21 protein-coding genes are annotated in these 21209 nt (G+C 47.5%); 5 read left to right on the forward strand and 16 right to left on the reverse strand.

Features of this window, described 5'->3' with window-relative positions:
* Window positions 1–60 precede the first annotated feature (60 nt).
* Window positions 61–249 carry a hypothetical protein gene (locus tag ABE021_RS06390; protein WP_430287568.1) on the forward strand — a complete coding sequence of 63 codons (189 nt, stop codon included), beginning with the start codon at window positions 61–63 and terminating at the stop codon, window positions 247–249.
* An 82-nt stretch (window positions 250–331) separates the two neighbouring features.
* Here ABE021_RS06390 and rlmD read toward each other — a convergent pair whose 3' ends face one another.
* The 4 genes from rlmD to ABE021_RS06410 form a co-directional block, all read right to left on the reverse strand.
* Window positions 332–1693, reverse strand: coding sequence for a 23S rRNA (uracil(1939)-C(5))-methyltransferase RlmD (gene rlmD / locus ABE021_RS06395; RefSeq protein WP_430287533.1), 1362 nt, complete (start codon window positions 1691–1693; stop codon window positions 332–334).
* A gap of 296 nt (window positions 1694–1989) precedes the next feature.
* Entirely contained in the window at window positions 1990–2115 is a 126-nt protein-coding gene (gene cydS, locus ABE021_RS06400; RefSeq protein ID WP_430287534.1) for a cytochrome bd oxidase small subunit CydS, read from the reverse strand.
* A 12-nt stretch (window positions 2116–2127) separates the two neighbouring features.
* Entirely contained in the window at window positions 2128–3153 is a 1026-nt protein-coding gene (locus ABE021_RS06405) for a cytochrome d ubiquinol oxidase subunit II (RefSeq protein ID WP_430287535.1), read from the reverse strand.
* Window positions 3150–4499, reverse strand: a complete 1350-nt coding sequence (locus tag ABE021_RS06410; protein ID WP_430287536.1) for a cytochrome ubiquinol oxidase subunit I — start codon at window positions 4497–4499, stop codon at window positions 3150–3152. Before ABE021_RS06410 ends, ABE021_RS06405 begins: the two co-directional genes overlap by 4 nt.
* Window positions 4500–4830: 331 nt before the next feature.
* On the opposite strand from ABE021_RS06410, the gene ABE021_RS06415 reads away from it, so the two are divergent.
* The 3 genes from ABE021_RS06415 to ABE021_RS06425 all read left to right on the forward strand — a co-directional run bounded on the left by ABE021_RS06415 (window position 4831) and on the right by ABE021_RS06425 (window position 5887).
* Complete coding sequence (locus tag ABE021_RS06415; RefSeq protein ID WP_430287537.1) at window positions 4831–5262, forward strand: NUDIX hydrolase; 432 nt, start codon at window positions 4831–4833, stop codon at window positions 5260–5262.
* Window positions 5263–5386: 124 nt separating this feature from the next.
* Complete coding sequence (locus ABE021_RS06420) at window positions 5387–5560, forward strand: hypothetical protein (RefSeq protein WP_430287538.1); 174 nt, start codon at window positions 5387–5389, stop codon at window positions 5558–5560.
* Window positions 5561–5644: 84 nt separating this feature from the next.
* Entirely contained in the window at window positions 5645–5887 is a 243-nt protein-coding gene (locus ABE021_RS06425; RefSeq protein ID WP_430287539.1) for a hypothetical protein, read from the forward strand.
* Window positions 5888–5950: 63 nt separating this feature from the next.
* Here ABE021_RS06425 and ABE021_RS06430 read toward each other — a convergent pair whose 3' ends face one another.
* The 12 genes from ABE021_RS06430 to ABE021_RS06485 form a co-directional block, all read right to left on the reverse strand.
* A complete protein-coding gene (locus tag ABE021_RS06430) occupies window positions 5951–6865 on the reverse strand; it encodes a diacylglycerol kinase (protein WP_430287540.1) in 915 nt (304 codons plus the stop codon).
* A 51-nt stretch (window positions 6866–6916) separates the two neighbouring features.
* Complete coding sequence (locus ABE021_RS06435; protein ID WP_430287541.1) at window positions 6917–7483, reverse strand: thioredoxin family protein; 567 nt, start codon at window positions 7481–7483, stop codon at window positions 6917–6919.
* A gap of 188 nt (window positions 7484–7671) precedes the next feature.
* Window positions 7672–9102: an Asp-tRNA(Asn)/Glu-tRNA(Gln) amidotransferase subunit GatB gene (gatB, locus tag ABE021_RS06440; RefSeq protein ID WP_430287542.1), complete on the reverse strand. Its 1431-nt coding sequence runs from the start codon at window positions 9100–9102 to the stop codon at window positions 7672–7674.
* Window positions 9103–9104: 2 nt separating this feature from the next.
* A complete protein-coding gene (gene gatA / locus ABE021_RS06445) occupies window positions 9105–10565 on the reverse strand; it encodes an Asp-tRNA(Asn)/Glu-tRNA(Gln) amidotransferase subunit GatA (protein ID WP_430287543.1) in 1461 nt (486 codons plus the stop codon).
* A 24-nt stretch (window positions 10566–10589) separates the two neighbouring features.
* Window positions 10590–10880 (reverse strand): Asp-tRNA(Asn)/Glu-tRNA(Gln) amidotransferase subunit GatC, encoded by a 291-nt coding sequence (gene gatC, locus ABE021_RS06450; RefSeq protein ID WP_430287544.1) that lies wholly within the window; start codon window positions 10878–10880, stop codon window positions 10590–10592.
* A 73-nt stretch (window positions 10881–10953) separates the two neighbouring features.
* The gene (locus ABE021_RS06455) at window positions 10954–12081 is read right to left on the reverse strand and encodes a CamS family sex pheromone protein (RefSeq protein WP_430287545.1); all 1128 of its coding nucleotides are present in this window, start codon (window positions 12079–12081) and stop codon (window positions 10954–10956) included.
* Window positions 12082–12089: 8 nt separating this feature from the next.
* A complete protein-coding gene (ligA, locus tag ABE021_RS06460; protein WP_430287546.1) occupies window positions 12090–14105 on the reverse strand; it encodes an NAD-dependent DNA ligase LigA in 2016 nt (671 codons plus the stop codon).
* 15 nt (window positions 14106–14120) lie between these two features.
* Window positions 14121–16346, reverse strand: coding sequence for a DNA helicase PcrA (gene pcrA, locus ABE021_RS06465; protein WP_430287548.1), 2226 nt, complete (start codon window positions 16344–16346; stop codon window positions 14121–14123).
* Window positions 16347–16394: 48 nt separating this feature from the next.
* Window positions 16395–17093: a heptaprenylglyceryl phosphate synthase gene (locus ABE021_RS06470; protein ID WP_430287549.1), complete on the reverse strand. Its 699-nt coding sequence runs from the start codon at window positions 17091–17093 to the stop codon at window positions 16395–16397.
* Between the two features lie 123 nt (window positions 17094–17216).
* Complete coding sequence (locus tag ABE021_RS06475; RefSeq protein WP_430287550.1) at window positions 17217–17531, reverse strand: YerC/YecD family TrpR-related protein; 315 nt, start codon at window positions 17529–17531, stop codon at window positions 17217–17219.
* Between the two features lie 18 nt (window positions 17532–17549).
* Complete coding sequence (locus ABE021_RS06480) at window positions 17550–18584, reverse strand: DUF3048 domain-containing protein (protein WP_430287551.1); 1035 nt, start codon at window positions 18582–18584, stop codon at window positions 17550–17552.
* A 10-nt stretch (window positions 18585–18594) separates the two neighbouring features.
* Entirely contained in the window at window positions 18595–20313 is a 1719-nt protein-coding gene (locus tag ABE021_RS06485) for an adenine deaminase C-terminal domain-containing protein (protein WP_430287552.1), read from the reverse strand.
* Window positions 20314–20450: 137 nt separating this feature from the next.
* Between ABE021_RS06485 and ABE021_RS06490 the strand changes: the two genes are divergently transcribed.
* A complete protein-coding gene (locus ABE021_RS06490; protein ID WP_430287553.1) occupies window positions 20451–21143 on the forward strand; it encodes a class I SAM-dependent methyltransferase in 693 nt (230 codons plus the stop codon).
* Window positions 21144–21209 lie beyond the last annotated feature (66 nt).

Here is a 21209-nt window from a genome sequence, read left to right on the forward strand (position 1 = left end):
CCACCACGCATAAAGAGTATCTTAGAAACTCGGCATAAAAAGGAGGATGAACTAGTGGATATGAACTTTATCATTATGGTGCTCGGAAATATCATTTCAACTTTTTTCCAATCCGGCATTTGGGTCGTCGGCTTCTTCTTCCTATTAGTAAAAACTTTTGAGAATAAAGAGCTGAAAAAAGCCTCCGGCATTTTGGTGGGAATCAGTTTAGTGATTTTATTCTTCTATTCGGTCTTAGTGAATCTGTGACGTGCGCCAAAATGATCAAGCATGGATATTATTTAAATGAAACAGACTCCATCCTCTATTTTTCTGGGGATGGAGTCTGTTTTTATATTTCCAACCAAGCGACTGCTTCGATATGGGTGGAGTGCGGGAACATGTCCACTGGCTGGATTTCTTGTGTTTTGTAGCCGCCGTCTTCTAAGATACGAAGATCGCGAGCTAAGGTTGCCGGGTTGCAAGAGACGTAGACGACGCGACCTGGTTTGTGCGTAAGAATGGTTTCAAGCAGTTTTTCGTCACAGCCTTTCCGCGGCGGATCGACGACTAATACGTCGAATGTTTTTCCTTCACTGTACCATTTCGGAATAACGTCTTCTGAAGCGCCGGTTTCGAAATGGGCATTGTCGATGCCATTTAGTGCAGCATTCCGTTTTGCGTCTTCGATGGCTTGAGGGACGATTTCCACACCGTACACTTCTTTCGCTTGTTTCGCGAGGAAGAGCGAGATGGTCCCGATACCACAGTAGGCGTCGATGACGGTTTCCGTTCCGGTCAACTGTGCATAGTTGAGTGCTTGGTTGTATAGCGTTTCCGTTTGTACGGGATTCACTTGATAGAACGAACGCGCCGAGATTTCAAAATTGACACCACCAATGGAGTCGATGATGATGTCTTTGCCGTAGAGACAGAGGGTTTCATTGCCAAAAATGACGTTCGTCTTTTGTGTGTTGACGTTTTGCATGATGGACGTGACGTCAGGAACGACGCGTCTGATCGCTTGGATGACTTGGTCGGCTTCAGGGAATTTGCGTCTGGCTGTGACTAGAACGACCATAAGTTCACCGGTTGCACGGGCTTTACGGACGACTAAGTGACGCAGGAAGCCCTTGTGTTTGTGTTCGTCGTATGCGTCGATTCCAAGTATTTGCAGTTCACGTTTCAGCATGGCCATGAGTTCGTCGGCTTCTTCGCTTTGGATGATGCAGACATCGGTATCGACGATGTGATGTGTTTTCGAGCGATAAAATCCGGAGACAACTTGGCCATCGCGTTCGCTGAAAGGAATCTGGGATTTGTTGCGATAGCGCCACGGATCTTCCATACCAAGTACGGGATGGACCGGTACGTCAGGCAGCTTCGCGATGCGGTCAATAGCGTCGCGGACGGTTTTCTGCTTTTGCTTGAGCTGGGCGTCGTAGGTCAAGTGCTGAATTTGGCAGCCGCCACATTCGGGATAGACGTGACACGGTCCTTCGATACGTTCAGATGAAGGCGTGACAATGTTGAGCAGCTTTGCGAATCCGTAGTTTTTCAACGTTTTGCCGACTTTGACTTCTACTTCTTCACCGGGCAGTGCGCCGGGGATGAAAAGCGGATAGCCTTGGACTTTACCGACGCCTGAGCCGTCGTGTGTGAGATCTTCTATGTGAACGACTAAGCGGTCGTTTTGGTTTACTGCATAGGTCATAAGTTCGTGCCCTCCAGTTTTCGGTCTGTACTGTAGTTTACCATAGGTCAAGGCGAGTTGCTTGAGACGATTTTGTGTAGGCGGGATGGTGTGGTTTCTTGCTTGAGCGGATTCTCCACTTGCTTGATCACTTTTCCACTGGCTTGAGCGGATTCACCTCTTGCTTGATCACTTGTCCATTTGCTTGAGCGGATTCACGGCTTGCTTGATCAGAATGGAACGGTCCGGCTTGGAGTCCAGTGCCCCGCCAAGAATTTATCGCACGAAAAAGGAGCTGCCTCAGCAGCCCCCTTTCCTCATTGCTTCTTTTTCTCTTTCTTGCGTTCAATCACCCATCCATCCATGGGTGCAACGAAGAATGCGACGACGATTAAACCGATTAATACAATGAATGGTGCGTAAAATATGATGAAGTTTTCCACGCGATCTCCCCCTTATGCATGATAATCACCTTTGCCGCTCACGTAGTCTTTATCAAACAAGAATAGACGCATGACTAGGATCAGTGACGGGATGAGCAGGCAAAGCCCGAGTACGAACACGACGATGAGTGAGATAGCCATTGCTGGATTTGTAAAGCTGTCGTAAATCGTCAAATATGGATAGAGTAAATACGGATAATGTGATGCCCCATACCCATAAAATGCAAATGCGAATTGGCCTGCGAGCATTGCGAAAGCCCATCCGTATTGACGTTTCGTATAGAGCAGAAATACGGTTCCGACAAATAGCAGGAAGGAAATCAGGAACATCGGCCAGAAATTCTGGATGTTACTGTAGTGCTCCGGCTGGTACTTTCTGAGCTCAACAATGATTCCCCCTGCTGCAATCATCGTCGGCAGTGCCCATGTCAGTGCATATCTTCGTAGTAATCCCGTTGCCTCAACGTCGCGTGCTTTGTTTGCATACCACGTTAAGAAAACAGCTGAAATGTATAACGTGGCCGAAAGACTGAGGACAACGATCGACCAAGTCAAAGGACTGGTGAATAACTTCCAATAGTCGAGAACAGGATTTCCGTCAACGAGTTCGATGAATCCCCCTTCGGAAATGGTCAGTACGATCGACAGTGATGCTGGGATGAGCAGGCCTGCCACTCCATACATGAACGAGTATCCTTTGTGTCCGCGTGCCCCATATGTTTCAAACGCATAGTAGGAGCCCCGGATGGCGAGGAGGATCACTCCGAAACTGACGGGTACAAGCAACGTTGTTCCGTAGTAGAACGCTGTTTTCGGGAAGAACCCGATGATGCCAACGAAGAAGAACACCAGAAAGACGTTGGTGATTTCCCACACTGGGGACAAATACCGCTGAATGACTTTTGTCAGTATGCGCTGTTTCCCCGTGACCGTACTATACGCGTTGAAGAATCCTGCCCCGAAGTCAATCGCTCCGACCATAATGTAACCGAATAGAAACGTCCACAACACTGTGATGCCTAGTATCTCAAGGTTCATCGTACATCACGTCCTTTCATTGCATGACGGTCTTCCAGTTCTTTCTCGACTGGATTGCGACGGAACATGCGGCGTAATACGACAACACTGCCGACCCCTAGGACGAGATACAGCAAGCAGAACAGAACGAGCATGGAGTCCACTTGACCGCTTGTCGTTGCGGCTTCAGAGACCTTCATGATATCCCGTAATATCCACGGCTGTCGACCCACTTCTGCAAACCACCATCCGAATTCAATGGCGAGGAGCGAAAGCGGTGCTCCAAGTACAATGAGCCAGCGGAACCACTTCGATGCGATGAAGGTCCATCCTTTCCATTTCCCTAAGAGGAATACACCTGACAAGAATGCCATCCACATTCCGATGAATACCATCAAGTTGAATAAGTAGTGGATGTAAAGTGGCGGCACTTCATCCTCAGGGAACTGGTCGAGTCCGACGACTTCGGCAAACGGGTTGTTTGCAGCAAGAATTGAGAGCCCGTAAGGAATTTTAAGTGCGTATTTGACTTCGTTGTCCTCTGTCAGCACGCCCATCAAGATAAGCTCCGCTTTGTCTGTCGTTTCAAAATGCCATTCAGCAGCAGCTAGTTTTTCCGGCTGATACTCCGCTAAGTACTTTCCTGAAAAATCGCCGATAATTGCGGCACCGATTGAGAAGATGAATCCGACTTTCATCGTGAGCAAAAGAGCCTTTTTGTGGTACACGTGGTCAGATCCACGCAATAAACGGAATGCCGCGATTGCTGCTAAGACGAATGCAGCAGTCATGAATGCCGTCACAACAACGTGGGCAACTTTTGTCGGCATCGCTGGGTTGAACATGGCCAGTAATGGACTAATGTTGACAAGCTCCCCATTCACAATGTCAAATCCACGCGGTGCGTTCATGAATGCATTCACAATGGTGATGAATACTGCAGAGAATGCCGCCCCGAGTGCTACTGGGATAAGCAATAGTAAATGCTTCTTCTGGTTTTCAAATCGATCCCAAGTGTAGAGATAAATCCCGAGGAAAATGGCTTCGAAAAAGAATGCGAACGTTTCCATGAATAACGGTAACGCAATGACGTTGCCGGCTAACTCCATGAAATTCGGCCATAATAACGAGAGCTGCAACCCTATGGCGGTACCGGTAACGACACCGACAGCAACAGTGATGACAAATCCTCGCGCCCATCTTCTTGCGAGCAAAATATAATGTTCATCATTTTTCCGGATACCGACCCACTGGGCTAACATGATCATAAGTGGTACACCGACACCTATGGTCGCATAAATGATGTGAAAAGATAAGGTCGTTTCGGTCAAAATACGTGAGAAAAATACAGCTTCTTCATTGCCCATCTGCGTTGCCTCCTTCAATACTAAAGTATCCTTGTATTACTTATTTTTCATCCAAATATTTTTCCAACAATTGAGAGAAGCATAATGCCCGCGACGCCAAATGCTAACCAAATGAGAATTTTTTCCTGTTTTTTGTACATCGGGCCACATCCTTTCAAAAGTTTCTTATGAAATAACCATACCATGATGTACTGATTACTTTCCCCAATTAGGATTAAATTACGCCTATTTGGGTAAATAAAAGTGATGGAGTTGTGACAGAATATTACTTGAAAACTTGAATTATTGTAAATTGTATTGTATACTAGTACAATTAAGTGAGGTGAACGCAATGAAACTTAAACGGAAAGTACTTGCCTATATTACAAAAGGTGAAGAAGACGACCGGCAACTTCTTGTGTTCGAGCATAGGGATTATCCTGAAGCTGGACTTCAAGTACCGGGCGGCACGATCGAACGGGATGAACTACTGATCGATGCCCTATATCGAGAAATTGAGGAAGAATCCGGCATCCAACGAGATGAACTTGTATTATGTGGAAAACTGCATAAAACGAACTTTTTCCCGAAGGATAAAGATGAAGTACTCGAACGGAACGTTTTTCACTTCGATTATATTGGTGATCATAAGCAAGAGTGGGATTACAAGGTACATGGAGATGGCAAAGACGAAGGTTTGGTATTCCAATTCAAATGGATTCCTGTCGAGGATCTACCGAAACTTGCATCGAAGCAAGATCAAGCACTGGAGTTTATCGAATAATAGTGGATGATTGGCAGCGGGCCTTGTGCTCGTTGCTTTTTTGTTTGGATGGAGAATGGTTGGAAACGGGTTGTAGCTCGAAATGAGCGGGTTGTATGCTGAAACGGGCGGGTTCTAATGACAAATGAGCGGGTCGCACGCCGAAACGAGCGGGTTCCTAGCAGAAACGAGCGGATTGCATGGGAAAACGGGCGGGTTCCAACGCAGAACGAGCGAGTTACGAAGGAAACCTGTAATTCCACGCTCTGCATCCCTAAATGCGCGCGAAGCGGAGCACACCAATCAGGATTGGTTCTGAATTGGGGAAAGAAGGATTGGCCGCGAGCTTGGACACGCGTTAAAAAGGTGAACTGCCGCGGAAACGGGCGGGTTTTAATGCCAAATGAGCGGGTTGCACGCGGAAACGAGCGGGTTCCAACGCAGAACGAGCGGGTCGCACGCCGGAACGAGCGGGTTCCAACGCAGAACGAGCGGGTTGCACACCGGAACGAGCGGGTTCCAACGCAGAACGAGCGGGTTGCACGCCGGAACGAGCGGGTTCCAACGCAGAACGAGCGGGTCGCACGCCGGAACGGGCGGGTGCCAACGCCAAATGAGCGGGTTCCTCGCGGTCATTCGATCGTAAGTGTCCAAGACATATTTTATTGCAGAAAAAAACTCCGCATGGTTCAGCGGAGTTCTTTTTGTTTTACCAAGTACGATCTTGTTCGCGAAGTTTATCGAACGGGACGTACATTTCGATATGGCACGATAAATTTTCAAAGACAGCAGGGGCTTTTCCACCGTATTCCCCGTCCAGATTCACGAGGACTTCTTCGTCTGACGTCACTTTGACTGACTGGGCTTTGCATGAAATCACGAGTGGGTCGTTCAAATGCTCGCCTCGCACGGCAAGCGTCACGACACGGATGAATTCTGCGATGTTGCACTTTTTCAAAATAAGCAACGTGAATTTCCCGTCATTTATGCTCGACTCCGGTGCGAGTTTTTCAAAACCTCCCACAGAGTTTGTCAAGCCGACTAAGAACAGCATCGCCTCATCGTCAAAGACTTGTCCGTCATACTCGATCTTCACGCGACTTGCATGAATGGATGGAAGCATTTCGATTCCTTTCAAGTAGTACGCGAGTTGACCAAGCATCGTCTTTAATCGACTTGGGACTTCATATGTCAGTTCCGTCATTCTGCCGCCACCTGCGATGTTGATGAAGAACCGATCGTTCATCTTACCGACATCTACTGGTATTTTCTTATCTTCTAAAATGATATCGAGCGCTTTATCGATGTCGCGCGGAATACGAAGGGCACGGGCGAAATCATTCGTCGTCCCCATTGGAATGAGACCGATTGGCGGACGTTTGTCGAAATCGGATACGCCTGCTACGACTTCGTTCAACGTTCCGTCTCCACCTGCAGCGATGATCAAGTCAAAGCCGCGTTCAACAGCAGCCGCGGCAGCGACGGTTGCATCGCCTTCGCACGTAGTTGCATGTGCTGACGCTTCGTAACCAGCTTGTTCAAGCCGCATGAGTACATCCGCTAAGTTTTTGCGGAAGACTTCCCGTCCCGCAGTCGGGTTATAGATAATACGAGCACGCTTCATACGTCGTTTCCCTCTTTCTGTTCATTCAGCTCCAGCTGAACAAGCGCTTCGTTAAGCCTCTTGGACTACTGGTAAGAATGTAGTACGGATATCTTCGTAAACCGCCAGCCAATACTCCGGCTTCGTTGTATACTCAGCATGGATTTTTTCATATACCTGTTTTTGCTTTTCTTCAAAGTCCGGTGCATCTTTTTCCGGAATTTGTCGTTTCAATTCCATCACATGTTTTTGAATGGTTGCCGCACGAGGTCCCCATTTCGCAACGACTTCACCGTCTTCACCGAGTAAAAGGTAAACCGGAATCGAGCGGCCGCCATTCGTTAAATGACGATCAATCAGATCCGTGTCTTCGTCCCGATACACTGCACGGACATCTAAATCCGCTGCTTCCGCAATGCGGCGCAAAACCGGGTTATTCATCATTGCGTCTCCGCACCAATCCTCTGTAATGACGAGAATTCGTGGCTTCACTTCTTTCAGGCGGGTGATGAATTCATCGTCTTTTGGCACATCAAACTTCTCATAGATTGAATAACTGCTATCTTTCAGCTGCTCCATACGATCCATATACTCTCCCAGGGAAATCGCGCGTTCAAAATACTCCAATTCAGTAGCCAACGACTCTCACACTCCTTATAGTGATGATACAAATCTGACTCGAATTCAATGAAATCAGAAATGCAAAACAATCTATTCCTAAGTGTACCTCTATCTGCATATGGAAATCAATTTCCGCGTAACGCTCAAGAAAACGCCCTGTGCAGATAGCTAAAGCCAAATCACAGGACGTCTTCGAGGGTGTCTACTTATCGTTTGCTGATTTCATCCAACAAGAGTTTGTTAACGAGAGGCGGGTTGGCCTGCCCTTTCGTTGCTTTCATGACTTGACCGACGAGGAATCCTACAGCACGGTCTTTTCCGTTCTTATAGTCCTCGATCGATTGCTCGTTCGCATCCAGAATTTCACCGATCACTGTACGCAATGTGCCTTCGTCGGAAATTTGGACGAGTCCTTTTTCCTTCACGATCACTGCAGCATCGCCACCTTTCTCAGCAAGCTCTTTGAATACTTTCTTCGCGATTTTCGATGAAATCGTGCCATCGGAAATCAGTTTGACGAGGCTCGCAAGACCTGCAGGCGTGATGGGTGTTTCCTTCAATTCTTTGCCTTCAGCGTTCAAATAAGCTGAAACTTCACCCATAAGCCAGTTCGATGCCAGTTTCGCATCCGCGCCAGCCTTTACGGTTTCATCGAAGAAATCGGACATTTCTTTCGTCAATGTCAGGACGTGTGCATCGTATGCAGGCAAGTCAAGCTCATTGACATAACGATTTTTACGAGCATCCGGAAGTTCAGGGATTTCTGCACGTACACGCTCAATCCAATCTTCATCGATCACGATTTCCGGCAGATCCGGGTCGTTGATGAAGCGGTAGTCGTTCGCGCTTCCTTTGACACGCATTAGCACAGTTTGTCCTGTCGCTTCGTCATAACGACGTGTTTGCTGAACGATTTTCTCTCCTGAGAGCAGCAATTTCTCTTGACGCTCGACTTCGTTCGCGATTCCGCGACGTACGAAATTGAACGAGTTCAAGTTTTTAAGTTCGGTTTTTGTACCGAATTCTTCTTGGCCGTACGGACGAAGGGAAATGTTGGCATCACAACGGAGTGAGCCTTCTTCCATTCGCACGTCAGATACACCTGTATATTGAATAATCGCTTTCAGTTTTTCAAGGAATGCATAGGCTTCATTCGGAGTGCGAATGTCTGCTTCCGTAACGATTTCGATAAGCGGTGTCCCTTGACGGTTCAAGTCAACGAGAGAATATCCGTTATCAGAGTGTGTCAGTTTCCCTGCATCTTCTTCCAAGTGCACACGCTCAATGCGGATTTTCTTTTTATAGCCATCCACTTCAATTTCAATCCAACCGTTCGCACCAACTGGTCGATCATCTTGTGAAATTTGGTACGCTTTTGGATTATCCGGATAGAAATAGTGCTTACGGTCGAAGTTCATGACATGTGCCACGTCACAGTTCAATGCCATTGACGCTTTCATCCCGAAGTCGATTGCTTGTTTGTTCATCGTCGGCAATGTCCCTGGATAGGCAAGATCGGTCGGGTGAATGTTCATGTTCGGTGCTGCACCAAAGTGGGCAGGTGCCGTAGAAAAGATCTTTGTATCTGTTTTCAGTTCCACGTGGACTTCAAGTCCGACAATTGTTTCAAAGTTCATAATCAGTTCCCCTCCTGAGCAGGCGGCGTCTGTTTGTGGAATTCTGTCGCTTGCTCGTAAGCATGCGCCACTTTATAGAGCATCGCTTCTTCGAAATGGTTTCCAATGATCTGCAAGCCGACGGGCAAACCGTCTGCAAAACCACATGGCACCGAGATCGCTGGAATACCAGCAAGGTTTACAGGTGTTGTCAATAAGTCATTAGCGTACAACGTGATCGGATCTTTAATCGTCTCGCCGAGTTTATATGCGTTCGTTGCACTAGTTGGTCCAACAATGACATCGTATTCTTTAAAGACATTTTGGAAGTCTTGGGCAATCAATGTACGTACTTTTTGAGCACGCTCATACAAGTCTTCGTGATGTCCGGCACTCAGTGCATAGGTTCCGTAAAGGATACGTTTACGAACTTCTTCCCCGAAGCCTTCAGAACGTGAACGCAAATAGATCTCGTTCAAGTTTTTCGCATCTGCTGGGTGGTAACCGTATCGGATCCCGTCAAAACGCGCAAGATTCGATGATGCTTCTGCTGATGAAATTACGTAGTATGTCGGTGCACCATAGCGGGAATAGTGTAAGTCGACTTCATCGACATGCGCTCCGAGAGATTCAAGCACACCGATTGCCTTTTTGACTGCTTCACGGACTTGAGGATCGACACCTTCGCCTAAATAGCGTGCAGGAACAGCTACTTTCAAGCCTTTAATGTCCCCAGTCAACGACTTCCGGAAATCTGGGACCGGCTTCTCAGAGGCAGAAGGATCACGGTAGTCAGCACCCGCAATTGCACTAAGCAACATTGCGTTGTCTTCGACCGTTGTTGTAATCGGTCCGATTTGGTCCAAAGAAGAGCCGAATGCAACGAGGCCTGAACGTGAAACACGACCATATGTCGGCTTCATGCCCACGACACCACAAAATGCAGCTGGCTGACGTACAGATCCACCTGTATCGGAACCTAGGGAGAATAACACTTCACCAGCAGCAACTGCCGCTGCAGAACCGCCGGAAGAGCCGCCTGGTACATGGTTCAAATTCCAAGGGTTGCGTGTAACTTGAAATGCAGAATGCTCCGTAGTGGAGCCCATTGCGAACTCATCCATGTTGAGCTTTCCAACAACGACCATTCCACTGTCTTTCACACGTTCAGTAGCTGTTCCTTCATAGACTGGTACGAAGTTCTCCAACATTTTACTCGCACATGTTGTTTTGATGCCTTTAGTGATGATGTTGTCTTTAATCCCAATCGGCATTCCGAATAGGCTGCCGCGTTTGTCGTCAGGAAGGTTGTCCAACTGTTCGGCAGCAGCAAGAGCTTCTGGCCCAGTCACAGTTAGGAAAGCCTGAATGGTTTTATCTTTTTCTTCAATGGTTTGCAGTGTAGCTTCAGTTAGTTCTTTAACCGATAGTTCACGACTATGTAAAAGAGACTGAAGTTCAGACGCAGTTTTGTTTACTACCATAAGTCAATTCCTCCTCTATACAGGTCAATCTAGGATGTTCGGTACTTTAATAAGTCCTTCTTCATGGTCTTCTACACTCTTCAGCATCTCATCACGGTCGAGAATGTCTGCAGGTGTGTCTTCGCGCAATACATTCAAGATGGCAAGCGGATGTGTCATCGGTTCCACATCTGTCGTATCGAGTTCTTTCAGTCGATCTGAAAACTCGAGCAGTGTGTCCAAACGAGACGCGAATTTCTCTGCTTCCGCGTCCGGCATATCAATCCGTGCAAAATTCGCGTAATACTGGATATCCTCTTTAGTAAAATTGGACATAGTCTCTCCTCCTGGCTTTTGTACAATACGATTAATCATAACACCTCAGGCAGATGATGAAAAGTTCCTATTCTCAATATGAGTAGATGTGTACAGTTGGTTCCTTTTCACCCGGCTTTTTCATAATGAATGACTCTGGGCCGTTATTGGATGTTACGCTCACTTCGACTTCAATGTCCGGATAGTATTTCAACACTAATGACGTCATGTATTGGGTCAACGCAATGACTTCATTTTTCCCATAGAACTGGATCGGGACATTGATTTTAAGCGATTTCAGATTGTTGTCGCTGTAAAACGATGTGCCGACAATGCTCACGAACCCAGGGAAATAATCATTCACGTCCTCCTTCAGTTTTTCAAATGTCAGATTGGCTTCGCGATACTTATTATCATTCGATGATGCGGGTAACAAGACATACTTCTCATTCACTTCTTTCCAGCCCGATGGTGCGTCTTTCCCTTTATCCACAGTAGCGGTCGCAAAGTACGTCCCTGCTACGATGGAACTGCGGGGTTGTTGTTTGAATAGACCGATCGTTATGGGGACATCGCCTACACCATCGATTTTGCGCATTCGTTTGACGATGGTCTCCGCCATTTTCATCCCTTGCTGTTCAATCACTTTGTCCGGGATTTTCGCTTCCGTCGCATCGCGCTGATAAAACACGGAGTTCATGGCAAGACCGATTGAAATGCCTGCTAGCCCCACTTTTTTATCGCCCGTTTTCACGTAATAGTTCTGCTCGACGATATGAGCCAAATAGACAGGTGCTTTCTCGCTGATGTCTTGAGGAGACATCTTATCGTTGATAGGCGGGTTCAATCCTTCATCGAACTTGGAACTTCTCGATAGCCAATGGACGGCTGTTTTCTCATCGATGAATTGCCCTTCTTGGAAGAAATGATCCTTTGGGTCGAAATTTTTAGCGGATAACCGGAGGAGCCCCTCCTCAACCTCGCCAATATCATACTTACTATATACTTGGTTGACGATCAATCCGCGGCTCGCACTCTTTTTAAATGGCAGTAACGTTCGGTAGTATTGCTCATTCAGCTGAACTTCCGGAATGAGAACCGTCTCTTGTTCGATGTCTTCATTTTCTTGAACGACTTCTTCTTTCCCCGGTCCGATTGACGGAATACATCCGCCAAGGAACAGGACAGAAGCGATCACTGGTATAGTGAATAACCTTTTCATCTAGTTGTTTACTCCTTTACTTCCAGCACTTCGATGAGCATTGCTTCATCCCACACGTCGATGCCGAGCTCTTCCGCTTTCGCAAGCTTGGATCCTGCGTCTTCCCCAGCAATCACCAGATCGGTCTTTTTACTGACACTCCCGCTCACTTCACCGCCGAGCGCTTCGATTTTCTCTTTCGCTTCGCCCCGTGTCAAAATCGATAATTTTCCTGTTAGGACGACCTTTTTTCCAACGAACGGCCCCTCATTTGGAATCTCCTGCTGAGTACGGCCTTTGTAGGTCATGTTGACACCGTAGTCTTTCAATTTCCGTATGACTTCCAAGACATCTTCATTGGAAAAGTACGTTTCAATTGCATCCGTCACTTTTTCTCCGATTTCATGGATAGCTAGCAACTGTTCGGGTTCTGCAGCGATGAGTCCGTCCAATGAACCGAATTCTCGGGAAAGCAATGTCGCCGCCTTTTCCCCGACATGACGGATCCCAAAACCGAACAGAAGTTTTTCGAGTGAATTCTCTTTTGAAGCCGCAATCGCCGATACGAGATTGGAAGCTGATTTCTCACCCATCCGCTCAAGTTGAAGCAGCTGTTCTTCTGTTAGCCCATACAAATCCGAAAAATCCTTGACGAGCTCTGCTGTATAAAGCTGATCGACGACGCGTTCGCCAATCCCCTCGATATTCATCGCATTCCGCGATACAAAGTGAATGAGTGCTTCTTTCAATTGCGCAGGACACTGAGGGTTCACGCACCGTAACGCGACTTCCCCTTCTATACGTACGAGTCCCGAATCGCAGACCGGACAGTTTTCCGGCATGTCGAACGGCATTTCGTCTCCCGTCCGCTTTTCAATTAGAGGGGCAATGACTTCCGGAATGATATCTCCTGCTTTCCGAATCGTTACATAATCTCCTATTCGGATATCCTTTTCGTGGATCAAGTCTTCGTTATGAAGTGAAGCACGTCCGACTGTTGTCCCTGCCACACGGACCGGTTCCAAGATTGCAGTCGGTGTGACCGTACCTGTACGGCCGACACTCAGTTCGATATCGAGCAGTTTCGTAACGACCTCTTCTGCAGGAAACTTATAAGCAGTCGCCCAACGAGGACTTTTTGCAGTATAGCCTAGCTGTTCCTGATCCTCGAAACTGTCGACTTTAATGACTATCCCGTCAATCTCATAATCGAGTTCGGAACGTTTAGCTCCCCAGCTGTCGACGTATTCAATGACTTCTTCGATCGACTTGCATCGCTTGCGTTCATGGTTTGTCACAAGATCCAGCTTGTCAAGATAGTCGAGTGCTTCCGAGTGTGTTGCCTGACCGTACGCTTCACCGTCTCCTCCGATGCCGTAAAGGAAAACGGCAAGATTCCGGCTTCCTGCAATTTTAGGATCGAGTTGACGCAGCGAACCTGCAGCAGCATTCCGCGGATTCGCAAAAGGTTCTTCACCCGCTTCGTCACGCGCTTCGTTAAGTCGCACAAATGATTTCTTCGGCATATAGGCTTCTCCGCGCACTTCTATTTGAATCGGCTCACTCAATTTCAGTGGAATGGAGCGGATCGTTTTCAGGTTGGCGGTAATGTCTTCTCCGACAGAACCGTCACCCCGAGTGGCCCCTTGGACAAATTTGCCGTTATCATATTTCAATGAGACAGCAAGTCCATCAATTTTCAGTTCACAAATGTAGGACACCTTATCGCCGACCGCATCTCGGACGCGCCGATCGAATTCACGGATGTCTTCTTCGTTAAACACATTGGACAAGCTGAGCATCGGGTAATCGTGTTCCACTTTTGTAAAGCCTTCCAGAACGCTGCCCCCTACTCGCTGTGTCGGAGAGTCCGGGTAGATCAGATCCGGATTCTCTGCTTCAATCGCAAGTAGTTCCTGCATCAGTTTGTCGTACTCCGCGTCTGTAACCACCGGTTTGTCGAGCACGTAATAGGCTCGTCCATATTCGGTGAGCAACGTATTGAGTACCTCCACGCGCTGTTCGAGCTCGTTGCGATCGTTCACATTGTGTTCCTCCTTCTACACTTTTTCAATTGGAGCAAATTTAGCAAGCAATCGTTTAATGCCGACTTCTGGGAAGGCGATGTCGAGTTCGACGTCGTCCGCAGAACCTTTGACACTGACGACCGTACCTGTACCCCACTTTTTGTGCGCAGCTTTGTCTCCTGCTGACCATCCTAGCTTCTCCCCGCCTGTCGTTTCATAGACAGGTTTTTTCACAGCTGGACGTTTCGGTTCACCTGTACGGGAGCCGCCAATTGAGAAGCCGCCAGAAGCGTTCTCCTGTTCGATCACTTCATCAGAAATCTCGTTGATGAAACGAGATGGATTATTGTAACTGAATTTGCCGTACAGCATCCGGCTCGATGCCGAAGACATGAATAACTTCTGTTCCGCACGCGTAATGGCAACGTATGCAAGACGACGTTCTTCTTCCATTTCTTCATCGTTCCCGATCGAACGGGCATGCGGGAAAATATTCTCTTCCATACCAATGACGAATACGACTGGGAACTCAAGACCTTTTGCAGAGTGCATCGTCATCAGGACGATTTTTTCTGTCGATTGGTTCTCTTCTTTGTCGAGAGAGTCGATATCCGCAATAAGTGCAAGATCGGTCAAAAATGCTACAAGTGATTTGTCGCCTTCGTCGTCTGCAGCACGCTTCTCAAATGCTTCCGTGACGGATAAAAACTCATCGATGTTCTCCAGACGGCTTTCTGACTCAATCGTTTTTTCACGTTCAAGCATCGCGCGATAACCGGTTTTATCCAACACTTGCTCGGTCAGTTCTTTGACTGATAAGAACTCCTGCATTTGTGTGAATCCGTTGATGAGGTCGCGGAACTGAGCCGACTCCATAGCAGCTTTTTTCGTCAAGCCCATGAAGTCCAGCTCTTGCATCGCATCGAAAATGGAACGGTCGTTTTCAATCGCGAATGTCGCCATCCGTTCAAACGAGGTTGCGCCAATACTTCGTTTCGGCTCATTGATGATTCGCGCTAGTGCGAGATCGTCGTCGTTATTCGCGATGAGTCGCAAGTAGGCGAGTAAGTCTTTAATCTCTTTACGATCATAGAACTTCGTACCGCCGACAATCGTATAGTCCAGATTCGATTTCACCAAATACTCCTCAATCATCCGGGACTGGGCATTAGTTCTGTATAACACAGCAAACTGATCGAGTGAGTAGCCTTTCTCTTGCTGCAACTCGATGATTTTGCGGACGACGTATTGAGATTCATCTTTCTCGTCAGTCGCTTTATAGACGGTGATGGTATCGCCTTCGTCGTTTTCTGTACGCAGTCTTTTGTCGTACCGGCTTTCGTTGTTCTTAATGACGTCATTTGCTGCTTGTAAGATGTTTTGAGTCGAACGGTAGTTTTGTTCAAGCAAGATGACTTCTGCATCCTTGTAGTCCTTTTCAAACGACAGAATGTTGCCGATATCGGCGCCCCGCCATTTGTAGATGGACTGATCGGAATCACCCACGACACAAATATTGCGGAATTTCTCCGCAAGCAATTGGACGAGCCGGTATTGTGCATGGTTGGTATCCTGGTATTCATCGACATGGATGTACTGGAACTTGTCCTGATAAAATTCGAGCACGTCTGGAACTTGCTCGAACAATCTCAGTGTCAGCATGATCAGGTCGTCGAAATCGAGTGATTGGTTTTTACGCAGTTTTTTCGTATATCCTTCAAATACGTCCGCGATGACACGATCGTACGGATTCGATTCGTTCACGCCTGCCCGATATTCTTTCGCATCGATGCATTCGTTTTTCGCAGAACTGATAATATTCAGTAACGTCCGTGGATCATATTGTTTCGGGTCCAGATTCTGTTCTTTCAAGACAGATTTAATGGCAGATAACTGGTCTGAGGAGTCCAAAATGGAGAAGGTTTTGGAAAAGCCGATGCGATCGATATTGCGACGCAGGATCCGTACGCACATCGAGTGGAATGTGGAGACCCACATGCGATCGCCTGAACCTTCGCCAAGCAATCCATCAATACGATTCCGCATTTCACGCGCTGCTTTGTTTGTAAACGTGATGGCTAGAATTTTTGAAGGATAGACGTTCTTCTCAATGACAAGGTACGCAATCCGATGTGTAAGCACGCGTGTTTTACCGGACCCTGCGCCCGCCATAATGAGCAAAGGACCTTCTGTTTTCTTTACGGCTTTCGCCTGTTCAGGGTTCATGCCCTTCAGTAAATCTTGTGCAAGTTCTTTCATATTCTATAACCGCCTTCTAGGAACGTTTGTTCTTCAGTATACATGAAATCACTTCGGACTGGTAACCGCTTTTACCGCATCCACTGTTTCAAGTGCGTTCTTCAAATCATCATAGATGACGTTGCCGATTACAACAGTATGGGCAATTGACGCCATCTCGGCTGCTTGTTCTGCAGTACGGATACCACCGCCATAGACGAGCCGCGTTTCTTCCAAAACAGAAGCTGCTGCACTGACGATTTCCGGGTCCCCGTACACACCGCTATATTCCAAGTAAAAAATCGGCAGTTTGAACAAATGCTCTGCCATACGAGCATATCCGACAACATCGTCCTTCGTGGGCACTTCTGTTGCCCCTGTCAGTTGAGCCGCCTTACACTCGGGATTCATTATGCAGTAGCCCTCTGTTGCAACTTCTTCCCATTTCATCATATGGCCGAATTCTTTCAGAGCCTCTAAATGGATGCCGTTCATCCACTTCACGTCTTTCGCATTCAGTACAGTGGGAATGAAGTAATAGTCAAACCCGAAAGTGACGGCCTCTACGTCCGATACTTCGAGAGCGAGCGGTACGGCGTAGCGTCTTAACCGAGCTAGTAAATCGAGGACACCTTCAATCGTGATATTGTCCGTTCCTCCGATAATGATTCCATCGGTTCCGGACTCTGCGAGTTGCTCAAGCGCCTCGTCTGAAATTTCTTTTGCGGGATCCAATTTAAAGGCATGACGCCAAGTTCGAACTTCCATTATCAGTCACCTGCTTTTCGTAATTACGTTCCTTACAGTATAGCAAAAAATACGTTCCGATTCTCGTTGACACTCAAAGAAATGAAAAAACCGGACAGCCTATGGCTGTTACCGGTTTAAAAGTTAGTTGTCTTCAGTTGATGACTCTTGCTTTTCGTTCAGCCGATCGACAATCAAGTTGTACCCGCCTGTTCCGTAATCGACGCATCTGCGAATTCTGGAGATGGTTGCAGTACTTGCACCGGTTTCACTTTGGATTTTGTCATACGTATGCTTCTTTTTCAGCATGACCGCTACGTCAAGACGCTGAGCAAGGGATTGCACTTCTCCGATTGTGCACAAATCATCGAAGAACGCATAGCATTCATCCAAATCGTTCAATTCCAGTATTGCGCGAAACAACTGATCGGTCTGTTCGCCTTTTATTTTTTCCAGCATAGGAAACTGCCTCCGTCCTTAAGGGGTATAGGTCGTCGTGGTGCCAATCGCTTGTTCATGGACGATATGGACCCACGTCTGACCAGGTACTAATTTTGCAGGTACCCCATCCTGTACAGGTGTGATCACCCCATCGATCTGTTTCCACTCGAGTGGAAGTGCGACGCCATTTTGAAACAGGATTGCTGGACCGCCATTCGTCAGATCCAGCGATTGGCGCCCTTCTGCATCGATGGTAGCGTATGGGGCTTCCATGACTAAAATATTTGCAGGCGTGACTTTTTCATCTGCCGCTTTGTCTGTTGTAATGATCCCATTAACTGAACGCTCATACGTTTTACTTTCCGTGTCGAATATATACGTACTCATGAAATTGGGGTCTGGGTGACCGACCACGATCGTCGATGCAATCTCTCCTAGTTTAGCACTATCCGCGTCTGGATGGAACGAAAGCGGCGGAACTTCACGGATTTCATCGTCAATCGAAAGATCCTCCATAGCCGCCTCGATATGCTCTTTTGAAATGTAGGAGTTGTGTGGTGCTTTCCGTTCCTTTGAGCGCACAAAATACGTGCCATCGTACTGCATGCCATTGATGTTGTCCACCACGCCAGCGTTCAATAATGCGTGCGCATCCGGACTGTATCCATGAGCGATGTAAAACGCATCCAGCCCTTCTGCAATTTCAATGAAATAATCACGTGCGCTGCGGATGGGGCCGATTTCCTCTGGCAGTTGACTTTGGTAAAGCGCCAGCAGCCGGGTGATATTCCCTTCAGCGAACACTTCATATACGACATCGGCCTGGCTTAACCCGGATTGCGGACGGGCAAGCGGATGATTGTTGACGGTCGCTAAAATCGGGCGATGGTCCGCTGTTTCTACTTCCATACCTGAAAATGGAGCGATATTCCCGCTCATTTGTGAACCGGTTTCTACAGTTTCTCCAGCTTCGACCTCAGTTTGTGACAGCTCCCCTTTATCCTTCGAACATCCTACAAGTAAGATCTGTCCAGCGAGTACTGCCGTTAAAAGCACTTTCGTTACGTTCATAGCGGCTCTCCTATCGTTCTGTTTTTGAAATCAAAACCTTATTTCTCATCACATCTGCAACACCAAGCTGGGTTACCCGGACATACGGCAAATGAGTGGATTGCAGGAAGAGCAAGCTGTAGATTGCATCCCCTTTGTCGTACCCTCTGGCGCGTAAGGCGTTTTTAAAAACGCGTTCCAGTTCGCTCAGCTCTTCTATAGGCTTATCCGAAAGACTTCCTCCTATCGTGAGCGGTAATTGAGAGATGACCTCGCCATTTTCAGCAAGAACGATTCCTCCGCCTATTTTTTTCAGATGGCGGAATGCCCGGAGCATCTCGTTCTTGTCTTTCCCGATTAAAATGAGGTCACCAGTATTGGAATACGAAGAAGCAAGACCTTGTACCGAGCTTGCAAACCCTTTAATCACCGTCGTCACCCGCCACTTTCCATTCCGATCAATAAGCGCAAGGAACGATTCATCATGATCCTCCTCTAACCGATCCGCAGAAAGATCGACTGTTGTCTCGTACGGCTTCGTGATGACGTCATTCAGCATTTCGATGCCGAGGGATTCGGTTGCCGTTACATCCTCTAACATAAGATCGAAGTCAGGGGCGAATTCGGGAAAGACTGACCAATCCGCTTTGTTGAATTCGCTGCATGCTTGTCCATCACGCTTCAGCCAGACGCCTTTTGACAACACTTCCGTCGGATTCGGTTCCATGATGTCGGATAAGAAATTCAGTGTCGCAAAACGGCCCGGTGCTATAACACTATGTAATTCGTCGATGTCATAGTACCTCGCTATGTTATAAGACGCCATTTGGTATGCATCGATCGGGTCGACACCCACTTCCAGTGCAATCCGGATGCATTTATCCATTACACCGTCATCGTGAAATAGTGGGGGTGAACCGTCTGTCGTCATCATGAGATGATCGAAAACGTTGAGTTCTTTTTCAAGAATTCCTTGAAGTAACGGTTTCAAGTCAGTACGTATGGATGATTCACGAAGGGTCACTGCGTATCCTTGCAACAAGCGTGCTTCTGCCTCTTCTGCCGTCATCGACTCATGGTCTCCATTCACACCAAGCAGGCGCATGCGAGCTAAGGTGCGCTCAGATGCACCCGGGAAATGCCCTTCGACTTTTTTCCCAAGCTGTTTCGCTTTTTGAAGGGAATCAGTCATGATAGGGTCGCCTTTTAACAAACGGGGCCATCCTGTCAGTTCTCCACCCATGAGTACATCATCACGCTTCAGCCATTCAGCCACTCTTTCAGGGGCGAAGACTTCCGCTTCGTTTTGTAAATTCGTCTGTGAATCCATACGTGCCCACCAATAGAAGGAAAAAGGCAGTTGTTTCAACTGATCGAGTAACGTGAAAGCCTGTTTTTGGTCAAGTGACATCAGCAGCATTAAGTTATCTGCTAAAAACGTCGTCGTCCCGTGTTGGGCTGCGAATTGGGCGAACGTTTCCGGGTTATACAGTTGAAAAGGATGTACGTGCGGTTCTATGTATCCCGGTACAATCCACTTTCCTGTCGCGTCAATCAGTTCAGCGCCTTCTGTCAATACGGGCATGCGCTCTCCTGTATAGAGAATACGGCCGTGTTTGATCCATATCGTACCGGTTTTCCATTGCTTTAAAACGGAATGTAAGTACGTTGCATTCGTGATGACTAAATCCGGTGCTTCTTTTCCGTCAATGACGGCAAGTTGCGAAGCGATTTCTTCCGCGTTCCACATTGAGATCGTCTCCTTTATCATCGTTTGCTACATGTATCCTACCATAGCTTGGAAATTGTGAATAGATGGTGAATGGAGGAACTGAAGGTAGGGGTAGCGAAAACATAGTGCAGAGAACTTTTAAGGGGATGATTTCATTGACTGATCGATTAACATTCGATGCGGATACCGCAACTGAATACGATAGAGGAATCCGCCGGACACTGCCCACGTATGATGGGCTTATCCAACTTGCGAATACAGCACTTCGGTTGCATGCGGAAGATCACGCTAAGGTTCTCGTAATTGGTGCGGGTGGCGGCAATGAATTACTGGAGTTCGCTGAGCACAATCCATCATGGAAGTTCACTGCAGCAGATCCTTCTGAACCGATGCTAAAGGAAGCGCGTGCGAAAGTTGAAAGCCGATTTGGCACGGAACGTGCGGAGTTTGTCCAAGGGAGTGCAAGCGCTGTTCCGTTGGAGCAATTGTATGGCGCCGCGTCATGTCTGCTCGTGTTGCATTTTATTGATAGCGTCGAGGAGAAATCTGCCTTACTTCAGGAGATCCGGAAGCGGTTGGAACCGGGTGCTCCCTTTGTGATCGCCTCTATGACAGGGGATCGAACCGATCCATCATTCGATGAATTGTTCGGGCTGTGGCGCCAGTGCTGGATCGATCGATCTTCGTTGTCAGAACGGCAAGTTTTCGAAATGGAGAGGACGGTGCGTGCGTTGTCGTTTATTTCTCAAGATGAAATGGAACAGTTGCTGCGAAATGCTGGATTTGGTCGGATCACTCAATTTTTTCAGACAACGTTTTTTAGCGCGTGGATGTGTGTGGCGAAGTGAGGTACTGCATGTGGCGAGGAAGATGATTCTCACTGTTCCCAATAGTTAAGCGTCTTTCCTCTTAAC

The organism is Sporosarcina gallistercoris, assembly GCF_050459885.1.
Classification (GTDB): domain Bacteria; phylum Bacillota; class Bacilli; order Bacillales_A; family Planococcaceae; genus Sporosarcina; species Sporosarcina gallistercoris_A.

Bases quoted from the DNA above. Each gene is read 5' to 3' on its own strand.
- ABE021_RS06390 (WP_430287568.1), top strand. From the start codon at position 61: ATGAACTTTATCATTATGGTGCTCGGAAATATCATTTCAACTTTTTTC.
- rlmD (WP_430287533.1), bottom strand. From the start codon at position 1,693: ATGACCTATGCAGTAAACCAAAACGACCGCTTAGTCGTTCACATAGAA.
- ABE021_RS06405 (WP_430287535.1), bottom strand. From the start codon at position 3,153: ATGAACCTTGAGATACTAGGCATCACAGTGTTGTGGACGTTTCTATTC.
- ABE021_RS06410 (WP_430287536.1), bottom strand. From the start codon at position 4,499: ATGGGCAATGAAGAAGCTGTATTTTTCTCACGTATTTTGACCGAAACG.
- ABE021_RS06415 (WP_430287537.1), top strand. From the start codon at position 4,831: ATGAAACTTAAACGGAAAGTACTTGCCTATATTACAAAAGGTGAAGAA.
- ABE021_RS06420 (WP_430287538.1), top strand. From the start codon at position 5,387: ATGAGCGGGTCGCACGCCGAAACGAGCGGGTTCCTAGCAGAAACGAGC.
- ABE021_RS06425 (WP_430287539.1), top strand. From the start codon at position 5,645: ATGAGCGGGTTGCACGCGGAAACGAGCGGGTTCCAACGCAGAACGAGC.
- ABE021_RS06430 (WP_430287540.1), bottom strand. From the start codon at position 6,865: ATGAAGCGTGCTCGTATTATCTATAACCCGACTGCGGGACGGGAAGTC.
- gatB (WP_430287542.1), bottom strand. From the start codon at position 9,102: ATGAACTTTGAAACAATTGTCGGACTTGAAGTCCACGTGGAACTGAAA.
- gatA (WP_430287543.1), bottom strand. From the start codon at position 10,565: ATGGTAGTAAACAAAACTGCGTCTGAACTTCAGTCTCTTTTACATAGT.
- gatC (WP_430287544.1), bottom strand. From the start codon at position 10,880: ATGTCCAATTTTACTAAAGAGGATATCCAGTATTACGCGAATTTTGCA.
- ABE021_RS06455 (WP_430287545.1), bottom strand. From the start codon at position 12,081: ATGAAAAGGTTATTCACTATACCAGTGATCGCTTCTGTCCTGTTCCTT.
- pcrA (WP_430287548.1), bottom strand. From the start codon at position 16,346: ATGAAAGAACTTGCACAAGATTTACTGAAGGGCATGAACCCTGAACAG.
- ABE021_RS06470 (WP_430287549.1), bottom strand. From the start codon at position 17,093: ATGGAAGTTCGAACTTGGCGTCATGCCTTTAAATTGGATCCCGCAAAA.
- ABE021_RS06475 (WP_430287550.1), bottom strand. From the start codon at position 17,531: ATGCTGGAAAAAATAAAAGGCGAACAGACCGATCAGTTGTTTCGCGCA.
- ABE021_RS06480 (WP_430287551.1), bottom strand. From the start codon at position 18,584: ATGAACGTAACGAAAGTGCTTTTAACGGCAGTACTCGCTGGACAGATC.
- ABE021_RS06485 (WP_430287552.1), bottom strand. From the start codon at position 20,313: ATGTGGAACGCGGAAGAAATCGCTTCGCAACTTGCCGTCATTGACGGA.